Source organism: Slackia sp. (assembly GCF_977041755.1).
The window spans coordinates 1-11,050 of record NZ_CDRRGL010000062.1 but is presented as its reverse complement, the minus strand read 5'-3'; the positions used below and the strand labels follow the sequence as shown (position 1 = coordinate 11,050).

Annotated in this window: 10 protein-coding genes; 6 read left to right on the top strand and 4 right to left on the bottom strand. The window is 58.7% G+C overall.

The window, feature by feature from the left end; all coding sequences use genetic code 11:
• Positions 1–151: LysR family transcriptional regulator (locus ACWI8T_RS05895; RefSeq protein WP_449138284.1), on the bottom strand; the 151-nt coding region annotated here is incomplete at its 3' end.
• Positions 152–221: 70 nt separating this feature from the next.
• Positions 222–1,286 (bottom strand): DegV family protein, encoded by a 1,065-nt coding sequence (locus ACWI8T_RS05890; protein ID WP_449138283.1) that lies wholly within the window; start codon positions 1,284–1,286, stop codon positions 222–224.
• 184 nt (positions 1,287–1,470) lie between these two features.
• On the opposite strand from ACWI8T_RS05890, the gene ACWI8T_RS05885 reads away from it, so the two are divergent.
• From ACWI8T_RS05885 to ACWI8T_RS05875, 3 genes are all read left to right on the top strand, one after another.
• Positions 1,471–2,106, top strand: a complete 636-nt coding sequence (locus ACWI8T_RS05885; protein WP_449138282.1) for a DUF1836 domain-containing protein — start codon at positions 1,471–1,473, stop codon at positions 2,104–2,106.
• Positions 2,106–2,756: a nitrous oxide-stimulated promoter family protein gene (locus ACWI8T_RS05880; protein ID WP_449138281.1), complete on the top strand. Its 651-nt coding sequence runs from the start codon at positions 2,106–2,108 to the stop codon at positions 2,754–2,756. The genes ACWI8T_RS05885 and ACWI8T_RS05880 overlap by 1 nt, the downstream gene beginning before the upstream one ends.
• A gap of 240 nt (positions 2,757–2,996) precedes the next feature.
• Positions 2,997–4,184 (top strand): pyridoxal phosphate-dependent aminotransferase, encoded by a 1,188-nt coding sequence (locus tag ACWI8T_RS05875; RefSeq protein WP_303050658.1) that lies wholly within the window; start codon positions 2,997–2,999, stop codon positions 4,182–4,184.
• Between the two features lie 219 nt (positions 4,185–4,403).
• On the opposite strand, the gene ACWI8T_RS05870 is transcribed toward ACWI8T_RS05875, so the two are convergent.
• Positions 4,404–4,808 carry a hypothetical protein gene (locus ACWI8T_RS05870; RefSeq protein ID WP_449138280.1) on the bottom strand — a complete coding sequence of 135 codons (405 nt, stop codon included), beginning with the start codon at positions 4,806–4,808 and terminating at the stop codon, positions 4,404–4,406.
• Positions 4,809–4,958: 150 nt separating this feature from the next.
• On the opposite strand from ACWI8T_RS05870, the gene ACWI8T_RS05865 reads away from it, so the two are divergent.
• From ACWI8T_RS05865 to ACWI8T_RS05855, 3 genes are all read left to right on the top strand, one after another.
• Positions 4,959–5,957: a LysR family transcriptional regulator gene (locus tag ACWI8T_RS05865; RefSeq protein ID WP_449138279.1), complete on the top strand. Its 999-nt coding sequence runs from the start codon at positions 4,959–4,961 to the stop codon at positions 5,955–5,957.
• 59 nt (positions 5,958–6,016) lie between these two features.
• Complete coding sequence (locus ACWI8T_RS05860; RefSeq protein ID WP_449138278.1) at positions 6,017–6,943, top strand: DegV family protein; 927 nt, start codon at positions 6,017–6,019, stop codon at positions 6,941–6,943.
• Between the two features lie 422 nt (positions 6,944–7,365).
• A complete protein-coding gene (locus ACWI8T_RS05855; RefSeq protein WP_449138277.1) occupies positions 7,366–8,613 on the top strand; it encodes a hypothetical protein in 1,248 nt (415 codons plus the stop codon).
• 196 nt (positions 8,614–8,809) lie between these two features.
• Here the strand turns inward: ACWI8T_RS05855 and ACWI8T_RS05850 are convergent.
• Positions 8,810–11,050, bottom strand: a 2,241-nt coding sequence (locus ACWI8T_RS05850; RefSeq protein ID WP_449138276.1) for an FtsX-like permease family protein, incomplete at its 5' end; no start/stop codon positions are given.

Here is an 11,050-nt window from a genome sequence, read left to right as displayed (position 1 = left end):
GCGTGAAAATGGTGACGCCCAGCTCCTGCTCGAGGTCTTTGATGGCCGTGGAAAGGTTCGACTGCGTCGCGAACAGCTCGCGCGCGGCGGCATTGATGGAGCCGTATTCCGCGACGGCGATAAGGTAACGAAGTTGTTGCAGTGTGGCCATAGGGTTTTTCCTTTACGAATTCGGCTTTATGCCGGCAAATGCGTCGAACCGAATTCTACCGCGCCGCGCGCTATAAAACGGAAACTCCAACTCCCACCAGCCCAGGACCGGTATGCACCACGAGCGCGGGCGAGATTTGGCAGAAAATCACGTCAATCGCCTGAGGGAATTCGGCCTTCAAATCGTCGGCAATGACGCGCGCTTCGGCCTCGGCGTCGCCGTGAGCCACGGCGAAACGAACCGAGCGGCCCTCTTCGAGAGCGGCGGCGGCAACCTTCTTCGCAAGCGAAACGGTCTTCTTCAGCGAGCCCTTGCGGCCGTGGCTTTTCGCGCACACCACGTATTTGCCCTCTTCATTACACTTGATGGTGGGGCGAATATCGAGCTTCGAGCCAATCGAGTACGTCGCGGCGCCAATGCGGCCGCCCTTATAGAGATACTCGAGCGTGTTCACGCAGAAAAAGCCCTCGGAACGCTCGGCGGTACCCTCGGCGCGGGCGATAACCTGCGAGAACGGCATGCCCGAGCCAACGAGCTCGCACACGAGCACTGCGGTAAGGCCCGCAGCTATGCCGATGCTCTTCGTGTCAATCACAGCGCACTGCAAATCGGCACGGCCGGATGCGATGCTGCGCACCAAGTCGTAGGTACCCGAAAGCCCCGAGGAAATCGTGACGGCAATCACATGGGTGTAGCCTTCAGCGACAATTCGATCGAACAGGGCCATGATATCGGCAGGCGCCGGCGTCGAGGTTTTAGGAATTTCGGTTTCGAAGCGACGGTAGACTTCTTCGGGCTGAATAGTCACGCGATCGAGAAAGTCGCCATCGGAATAGTTCACATGAAGGGGAGCGATGAACACGCCGTACTTTTCGACGACCTCCGGCGGCACATCGGTCGCGGAATCGACCAGCACGGCGATACGCTGATTTTCCGCGTCGCCCTCGCCTGCCGCGGCGGCCACGGTGGCGGCAACCGTCTCGGCGGCGTCAGACGCCGTAGCTACAGCAGTTGCGGCCGCTTCCGCCGCCTCGCCAAAAACCGCGGCTGCGTCAGCGGCAACGGCGTCGCCGAAGTCGCGAACTTTTTCAATCCCCTGCTTAATGGCGCCATTAATGCCGTTGTTGCCAATCATGGAGCCTTCCCTTCTTCACCCAACAACGCTTGCGCGATGCCGGCATTCGATACATCTCGTTTTGAAAACCAGCTTATGTGCGCAGCAAAACCGTGTCAAGCAATATGGAGTTTGATTGGACGCTTCGCAACGGTAGCGTTTCCAGTACCCGCACAGGAGCATGCGACGTGCTACGCTTGCGTCCATGACACGCAAAGCAAAACATATCCAAGCACTCAGCGAGGCGGAATACGTCGAACTTATTCGCGAGCTGCGCCTGGCGCGCTATGCCGATATTCCCACGATCGACTTGTACATGGATCAGTTGCTCACCTATATAGATGCGCAACTGCGCCCGCTCGTGGCGCCCGACGAAAAGCTGCTCACAGCTTCCATGGTGAACAACTATGTGAAACAAGGCATTATCCCCGCACCGAAGGCCAAGCGCTACACCGCGAACCACGTTGCCATGCTTACCGTGATTTGCCTGATGAAACGCACATTCTCAATGGACGACATCCATTCGCTGCTGCGAGTTTCGGCGGCGACCCACGGCATCGACCACGCATACAACTTCTTCTGCGAGGCGGTAGAGGAAACCCTTCGCCAGCTCTTTTGCGGCGAAGTCGCCCACACGAGCCTTGGGTCGTGCGACATCCGCAAACCAGACGGCCCCGCATTCGCCCTCCAGGTAAGCAACGCCGCCGACCTTTCCCCCGAGCGTCGACTCGCGCTTTCGGCGGCAACGAGCGTCGCGAATAAAATCTATGTCGAGAAGTGCTTTGAGCTGGGTATTCTCGATGGAGCACGCAATGCGCAGCTGCGAAAGGCAGAAAACTAATGGCCAAAACGAGCGAACACGATGCCCTCGTCGAGCCCGAAAGGAAATCGACCGAAAGCGACCTAACAACGAAGACCCAGAACGAAACAGCCGAAGCCGCAGGCGCCACAGCCAACGCAACCTCTGCCGAGTCGACCCCGGCTCGAGAAACTAAGGCCGCAGCCGAAGGGGTCGCCAAACTCCACGCCCCTCGCCTCGATGGAGCCGACATAGCCGCGGCCGCAAACCAAGCCGCCGCAAAAGCGTGGGACAAGCATCGTGCGCGCATTCTTAACCGCATTGCCGAAAAGGAAATCGCACGCGACATCGTAACGCTCGCTGGCATGACGGAAATCTACTGCGCCGACCACCACGCCGCCGCCGACCGCACGCCATACGAAAGCGAAGCCACCGCCGTGGGCATGTATCCCCAGCACAAGATTCCGCGCCTTTGCCCCGAATGCGCCGCACATTTGCGCTACGGCGAAGTTCGCCGAGCACTGTGCCGACGCGAGCCGCGCCCCGCATGCAAAACGTGCAAGAGCCATTGCTACACACCCACCGAATCGGCATGGCAGCGCCGCGCCATGGCCTACGCGGGCCCCAGGGCAATGTTTCGCGGGCACGCGATTGAAGCAATTCGCCACCTTATCCATACGAGGAAGAGCTAGAGGGAGTCACCTGCGCCGGCAATACGCACAACGGCGCGCAGCCCCCCCCCGACCAACTTCGCATCGTCGACAGACGCCCGAAACAACGCGTCGCCTTGAGGTGTTCCTCCCTGGCTTGCGTTTCCATCTGCAGAAAAAAGGTTCCATTCCCCAACTTTCTCGCCCTTTGCGCTTTATCATAGATGCGTGAAGGAAACCAGCAACGCCGCCCATAGGCGCGCGCGGGGAAACGAGGGCACCATGATCAATCAACGCATGTACGAGTTGGGCAGCGAACCGTCGGCGATTCGCGAGCTGTTCGCATACGGCCAAGCACGCAAGGCCGAAATCGGCGAGGATAACGTCTTCGACTTCAGCATCGGCAACCCCAGCGTTCCGGCACCCGAAGCGGTTAAGCGAGCAATTCTCGATGTGATGGAGCAGCCCCCCGCCCAAGTGCACGGCTACACCCCCAGCCAGGGCGCACCGAGCGTTCGCGCCGCCGTGGCCGCATCGCTCAACCGCCGCTTCGATACGTCGTACGAAGGTGCGAACATCTACATGACCTGCGGCGCCGCCGCATCGCTTTCCATCTGCTTCAACGCCGTTGGAAACCCGGGCGACGAGTTCATCGTGATTTCGCCCTATTTCCCCGAATACAAGGTTTGGATTGAGAACGCCGGCTGCAACTGCATCGAGGTGCCCGCTCGCCGCGACGATTTCCAAATGAACATCGAAGCCATCGAAGACGCCATTACGCCGAAAACCAAGGCCATCGTGATTAATTCGCCCAACAACCCAGTTGGCTCGGTGTACCCCGAATGTGACCTGATCGAACTCGCCAACGCGCTGCGCCGCAAGCAGGACGAATTCGGCATCACCATTTACATCATCGCCGATGAGCCGTATCGCGAAATCGTCTACGGCAACGTGCGCGTGCCGTTCGTTCCGCCTATCTACGAGAACACGCTCGTATGCTACTCGTATTCCAAATCGCTCAGCCTGCCAGGCGAGCGCATTGGCTACATTCTGGTTCCCAACACCATGCCCGACTGGGAACGCACCTTCAACGCCGTGTGCGGCGCGGGCCGCGCGCTTGGCTTCGTGTGCGCCCCGTCGCTTCTGCAGTACGTCATCGAGCGCTGCGTTGACGAGCCGAGCGATGTTGAGGCCTATGCGAAGAACCGCGAAGCCCTGTATGGCGGCCTTACGAAACTCGGCTACGAGTGCGTTGCGCCCCAAGGCGCATTCTACTTGTGGGTTCGCGCGCTCGAACCCGACGCTCAGGCTTTCGCCGAGGCCGCGAAGGCACATGAGCTGCTGCTCGTTCCCAGCAACAGCTTCGGCGTCGAGGGCTGGCTGCGCGTAAGCTACTGCGTCGCCCACGAGACCATCGTGAATTCGATGCCCGCATTTGCCGAGCTTATGCGCGAGTATCAAACGAGATAGCGCATCTTAAACAACGCGTTTTTTGACGCAAAAACACGAGGGCTCGCCTACCGCAGGCGAGCCCTCGTTGCATAGAGGTGCCGAAACCGCGCGGGCAAATTGGGCTGAGCTTTTCGCGTGCCGCGCCCGCATGGGCTGCGGACTTACGCAGGCTCAGCACATGCGTGCAGGCAACAACGTTAGGCCGCTGCCGCGCGAACGCCGCGCCATTCGGCCCTATCACTTCTGGAATTTCTTGGCCTCTTCGGCTTCGACGCCCTCCATCGAGACACCGTATTTCGCGGTTTTCGGATCTTTGCCGCCATCTTTAAGCAGCTCATCGACGCTTTCCGCACGCAGCGCCTCGCGTCGCGCATCGTGCTTTTCCTGATAGCGGCCCGCCGCAACAGCATCGAGCTTCACATTGCGGAAGTACACGATCCAGTTCGCCGCGATGGCAATCATGTTCAGGAAATAGACCGCCAGCACCCAGTTGATTTGGCCCGATACGAACTTCGCCGCAATACCGGCAACGTAGCCCAACGTGATAAGCAAAATGAACTGCCAGCTTGTGCCCGCAGCCGTGCGCGCCTTCGCCGCCTTATACGCATTCATCGGCCACGACAAGCCAAAGCAAACCAGCATGACCGCTTCAAGAAATTCCGCCATTGCACCCTCGATTTCTCGGATTTCAAACCCTTTGAGAATAGTTCGCGCGCATCATAGCGTCTAATATATGAATTAGTTATCTATCATCACTTTTACGTTATGATTCAAGAAAACGAAGGGAGCGCCGTGGAGCTTTTGCAGTTGAGATATTTTCTGGAAGTTGCGGAAAGCGAGCACGTCACGCACAGCGCCCAGAAACTTCGCGTATCGCAGCCCTCGCTCACCCAAGCGATTAGCCGCCTCGAGCGAGAACTGGGCGTGCAGCTTTTCGAGCCAGAAGGGCGCGGCATTCGCCTTACTGAAGCAGGCCGCTTCTACAGCAAACGCATCGCGAAAGCGGTGGGGGAAATCGACTCGGCGACCAGCGAGCTTGCGCGGTTCGACGAAGAGCGCAGCTCGATCGTGCGCATCAACGTTGTTTCGGCCTCGAGCATCGTCGTTGACGCCGTCGCGGAATGGCGCACTCAACACCCCGCGGCAAAGTTTCAGATTGTGAGCAGCGAAACCGCCAGCAAAATTGAACCGTGCGACATCGAAGTGCGCATGCAAACGGGGAAAACGCCGGAAGCGAAGGGCGCGCGCCTATTCAAGGAACGCATCATGCTCGCCGTGCCCACAACGAACGGCGACGAAACCGAGGAGTGCGCGTTGCGCGAAACCAAAGAGCCCGACGCAGGTTTTCGCGACAATCCAGGAAAAGGCGAGAGACCTGGAAGCGAAGAGCGCGACATCGCAGCGAGCGACGCCTTGGCCAACGGCCGCGGCGAAGCGATTTCGCTGGCCCAGGTGCAAAACAGCGGCTTCATCATGCTCGCAGGCTCGCGCAACATCAGCAACCTCTGCCTGTCGCAATGCGTCAAACTGGGGTTTCGCCCCACAATCGCCTTCGAGAGCGATAACCCATCGGTCGTGCGCAAGATGATCGGCCTTGGCCTCGGCGTTGGCTTTTGGCCCGAACACAGCTGGGGCGAGCTTGGCGCCGGCGCGCGCCTTGCTCCCATTCTTGAGCCGGGATTCGTACGCACCATCGAAGTCGCGCGAACGCGCCACGGCGGCTCGAACGAGCAGGCCGATAAGTTCTATTCGTTCCTGCTTCAGCGATTCGAAGCCCGCTGGAATATCTAGCGGTTCCCCGCGTCAACCATGGTAGACTTTTGCGTACATGTGCGAGAGAAAGGGATTCCATGGCCGCGCAATGCAATTTAATCATCGATTCATGCTGCGATTTGCCGCTGAGTATGCTGCAAATCGAAGGCGTCGATACGCTGAACTTCAATTACGTCATGAGCGATGGCGACCACGAGGACGATTTCTATCAATCCATCACGCCGCACGAGTTCTACGAGAAAATTCGCAATGGAGAAATGCCGAGCACCTCGCAGGCTTCGCCGGCGGCAATCGAAGCGGCATGGCGCCGCGCTGCCGAAAACGGCATTCCCACGGTATACCTATGTTTCTCGAGCGGCCTTTCGTCGAACTACTCAACTGCGGCGGCGTTGCTTGCCCAGGTGAAAGAGGAATTCCCCGATGCGCCGCTCTATTTGGTCGACCTTATGATCGGCTCTACGCCCGAGGGCTTGCTCGTTCTTGAGGCGTTGCGCCAGCGCGATTCGGGGCTTTCTGCAGAAGAGCTGGTCGAGTGGGCCGAACAGGCGCGCTACTTCGTGCAAACCGCTTTCATGGTTGACGACCTTGATGCGCTGCACCGCGGCGGACGCATTCCCGCATCGGTTGCCGCAGCAGGCTCGGCACTCAATGTGAAACCCCTGCTCACCTTCGATACGTCGGGGCACTTGGCGCTCACGGGCGCCGCGCGTGGGCGCAAGAAGGGCCTGAAACAAATGGCCGATTTCTTCGCAAAAGAGCATGATACGCAAGGTGGTTCGCCCGTAGTGCTCATCGGCAACGCCGACTGCCCGAAAGACGCCGAAGCGCTGCGAGACCTTTTGGCCAAACAAGACGAGAGCATCACCGTGGTACAGCACAATATTGGTGCCACCATCGGCAGCCATGTTGGGCCCGGCATGGTGTCGATTTCGTTCTGGGGCGGCGACCGCCGTGAAAACATGTCCGTCGCCGACCGCATCGCCGCAAAAATCAAGCGCGGCTAGCAAGTCGAACGGACGGTTCGGGGCCGCAGGACATCAAGGCGCTCTGGGGCCCCGACTCACTACCGTCATCTCGCCGACCTCGGAGCCCCTTTTTTCGCAATTGCCCGTCGCGGCCAATCGTAGCAGACTCGTATTGCATGCACATGAACGGACCCTCTACGCACCTTCCCTCTCTCTTCTCGCACCTTGCCTCTCTTCCTCATCCCCACAAGTGCCCGTCGGCGCAAGGGCCCGCGCTCGAAAAATCCCATCCCTGCAAAGCCCATCCCCCGTCTCTTATGTTTGTCGCGGTTCCGTGGCGCCGAGGTAACGTTTCGATTCAGATTCTTCCCATTGTGCGAACGCGCGATATGTTCGACTCGTACCAAACGCATTCACCGCAAGCCAATCGAGCGCTTGCTTTTATTTGATAGGAGGCAACCATGGACAGACGCGCATACAGTCAAGAAAACCGCAATAAGCGCGCCGATTCGGTGGCAAAAACCGTCGTTATCTCGCCCAAGGCTGAAGCCGAAACCCCTAACCCAACCGGAATCAAGGGCCTTTTTGAGGGGCTTTCGGTTTCACAGGTCACCGCCGGTGCGTTGGCCGCGGTGACCTCGATGCTGCTTTCTGCGCAAATTGGCATTGCCGGCTCGGTTATCGGCGTCGCCGTAGGCTCTGTCGTGTCGACCGTTTCATCGCAGCTTTACAAAAAATTCCTGGCAGGGTCAGCCGAAAAACTTCGCGGCTTTGCCTCGAGCGACAACGAGGAAGAAAATGCGGCGGCTAACGCCGTTGCCGCCCAAAGCGCAACCCGAAGCTTCGCACACGCGCAAACCACCGTTATGCCCATCACACGCGCACCATTCGAGGGCGCCGAAACCACCACGCTGCCTTCGGTGGGCACGGCGACGCGCGCATTCAACGAAGCGGCGGTCCCGTCGGCCAATTCCGCCGAAACGAGCGTTCTATCCGCGGGCCAAATCGTTGGAGCCGATGCACACGACATGCGCGGCAGCCAAGCCGCTCAAAGCACCCAATCGAATACGCCGCGCATCAATAGCGCAGCCGGTCATACGGGCAATGCGAGCCACGCAACAGGCGTCGTCGAGATTGAGGCCCAAAAACAAAAGACCATGCAGCGCCGCGTGCTCGCGGTTTCAGTCGCCTCGTCCCTTGCGGCAATCCTGCTGTTCGCGGGCCTCGTGCTTATGTTCACCGGTGGCGAAGGCATCGGTACAAAAGTAGCCCCGTTCACCGGCGAAGTCGTAACGAGCCAGCTTGCAGACGAAAACAGCGCTGCGACCAGCAACGACACCGAAAAAACCCATGATGCCAAGAAGGCCGAGACAACAACTCAAAACGAAAACGAGAAGAACAGCACTCCGCAATCCCCTCAACAAAATTCGACGCAGAGCGCTTCCAACTCTTCATCCACAACCGAATCGGGCGCAAACTCCAGCAACACGAATTCGGGATCGGAGAACTCGAGCTCCGCAAGCGGCAACAACAGCCCATCCTCAAGCGGCTCAGGCTCCGGTCAAACTTCCAGCAATAATACGAATTCAAATTCCAACAACGCAAACAGCTCTGGCTCTGGCTCAACGGATTCGGGCGGAAATGCCACAAATTCAGGGTCAACGGGGTCGGAATCGAGCGCATCGTCGCAAGCAGGGTCGGGCAAGTAACCCACGGCGAAATATTTCGCTCGGCAAGAAAAGCCGCGAGGCGGCAACACGCGCCCAAGTGAAAACGAATTCAGCTCCACAGCCAACTCCAAGAAAGCGTATGCATACATACAAAAGCGGGCCTGCATCATTCTGCAGGCCCGTCGTCGTTCAGGGCAAATATGTTTGCCATTTGGCTCATCGCCCCGCGCGTTCGTTAGTCGACGCTCTTCAAACTTTCAACCATATCGATTTTCTTGAGCTTGAATTTCATTGCCAAAGTCACAATAACCGAGAACAGCATGGTGAGCGCAAATGCGATAATGAAGCTCAAAGTGTGAATTTCGCGGCCAAACATCACCTGATCGACCTCGGCGGTGATTACAACATAGCCCTCCATGGCAATGCCAAGGAACAAACCAACGAATGCGCCAATCAGCGAGAGCAGCATGGTTTCGCGATAGATATACGCGTTCACCTCATGCGGCGTGAAGCCAAGCACCTTCAGCGTGGCAATTTCTCGCACACGCTCGGTGATGTTGATGTTCGTGAGGTTGTACAGCACCACGAACGCGAGCAGGGCCGCAGCAACCACAAGCACCACCACGACCGAATCGACGCTCTTCAGCATGCTGCGATAGCTGTTGATGGTTTCGTCGTTATACGTCACGGTTTTCACGCCATCCATCGCGAGCACGTCGTCGCTGAACACTTCGCGCACGTCATCGCCCTCGGCAACGTTCGCGAGCAGCGTCGCATACGAAGGCGCTTCACCCATGGTGGATTCGTACAACGCAGGCGACATGAGCACGTATTGCGCCACGTAGTTCTCCATAATGCCCGACACGCGCACCTCGCGGCCTTCGCCCGTCGCGTTGCCAATGGCGTCTTCGTCGTAAATCGCGATGGAATCGCCCACCGAAACACCCAGCTTCGTCGCGAGCTTCTCGCTTATGAGCACGCCTTCATCGTCAATCGCGAGGAGCTTGTGGCCCACGCGCGTGCGCAGCGTGTTGAAGTTGCCGAATTCCTGCGTATCTTGCGGCACGTTCAACTCGACGCGTTGGTCGATATCATCCGACGCTCCCGGGGTGCGCACAATTTTATTCTCGGTAAGCACCCATGCCTTCGGACCTTCGGAGTCGGCCTCGACGCGTTCGGCCACGGCATTCTTTTCGGCATCGGCAACATCGGAATCCATGCGCACGATGGCGTTGTAGTGGTACAGCTCGCCATACTGCTTGTCGATGATATCGTTGATGGCGTTTTGCAAACCAAGACCGGTGAGCAAAAGCCCTGTGCAGCCTGCAATGCCGATAATCGCCATGAAGAAACGGCGCTTATAGCGGAAGAGGTTGCGCGCGGTGACCTTCCAACTGAACGACATGCGGCTCCACAGCGGACGAATGCGTTCGAGCAGAATGCGCTTGCCAGCCTTCGGCGCGCGCGGCAGCATAAGAGCCGCTGGTTTTTCGCGCAGGGTGGCCATCGCGGCGAACAGCGTTGCCGCAACCGTGATGCCCACAGAAAGGCCCGCCGCCAGCAAGAACAGCGCGGGGTCGATTGGCGTAGGCCTGCACGGCACAACATAAATAATCGCGTACGCATTCATGATGAACCACGGCAAAAACTGCGACAGCAGCACAATGCCCACGATTGAGCCCACGCCGCTGGCGACCATGGCATACACCAAATACTTCGAGGCGATGCGCCCATTGGAATAGCCAAGCGCCTTGAACGTGCCAATGAGCACGCGCTCTTCATCGACCATGCGCGTCATAGTCGTAAGCGAAACCAAGGCGGCCACAAGGAAGAACAGCAGTGGGAACACCTGGGCAATTTGATCAATGCGTCCCGCGTCGGAACGGAAGCTTTCGGCGCCGATGTTCTTCTTCAAATCAAGCGCATACACGTCGGCATCCATGGTGGCGATGTCGTCCACCTCGGCTTGGGCGTCGGCGAGCTGCGCTTCGGCGTCGGCGAATTCGGCCTCGGCCTGGGCGCGCTTATCAGCAAGCTCGGCCGCGCCGCTTTCCCACTGTGACAAGCCATCGGCATATTCAGCCTGGCCGCTTTCGAGTTGAGCGCGGCCCTCATCGAGCTGCGCCTGGCCTTGGGCAAGCTGCGCCGCAGCAGCATCAAGCGAGGCCTGACCGCTCGTGAAGCCCTGGTTGGCCGCAGCCTTCTGGGCAGCAAGCTCCTGCTCGCCCGCCGAAAGTTGCTCAGGCACGCCCGCGGTTTCCGTATCGATTTGAGCGATGCCCGCCTGAAGCTGAGCGATGCCCGTTTCGATTTCAGTTTTCTGGGACTCAAGCTGCGCTTGCTGCTGCTGGAGCTGTGGCAAGGACGCCTGGGCTTGGGCAAGCTGCTGTTCTAGGGCTGTCTTTTGCGCCTCGAGCTGCGCTTTCGTTTTCTCGTAAGCGGAATCGGCCGAATCGAGCGCGTCAATTTGCGCTTG

What these genes read in the sequence shown, in the direction of transcription:
- ACWI8T_RS05870 (WP_449138280.1), bottom strand. Translation starts at nt 4,808, where the DNA reads ATGCTGGTTTGCTTTGGCTTGTCGTGGCCGATGAATGCGTATAAGGCG.
- ACWI8T_RS05855 (WP_449138277.1), top strand. Translation starts at nt 7,366, where the DNA reads ATGGACAGACGCGCATACAGTCAAGAAAACCGCAATAAGCGCGCCGAT.
- ACWI8T_RS05875 (WP_303050658.1), top strand. Translation starts at nt 2,997, where the DNA reads ATGATCAATCAACGCATGTACGAGTTGGGCAGCGAACCGTCGGCGATT.
- ACWI8T_RS05885 (WP_449138282.1), top strand. Translation starts at nt 1,471, where the DNA reads ATGACACGCAAAGCAAAACATATCCAAGCACTCAGCGAGGCGGAATAC.
- ACWI8T_RS05860 (WP_449138278.1), top strand. Translation starts at nt 6,017, where the DNA reads ATGGCCGCGCAATGCAATTTAATCATCGATTCATGCTGCGATTTGCCG.
- ACWI8T_RS05890 (WP_449138283.1), bottom strand. Translation starts at nt 1,286, where the DNA reads ATGATTGGCAACAACGGCATTAATGGCGCCATTAAGCAGGGGATTGAA.
- ACWI8T_RS05880 (WP_449138281.1), top strand. Translation starts at nt 2,106, where the DNA reads ATGGCCAAAACGAGCGAACACGATGCCCTCGTCGAGCCCGAAAGGAAA.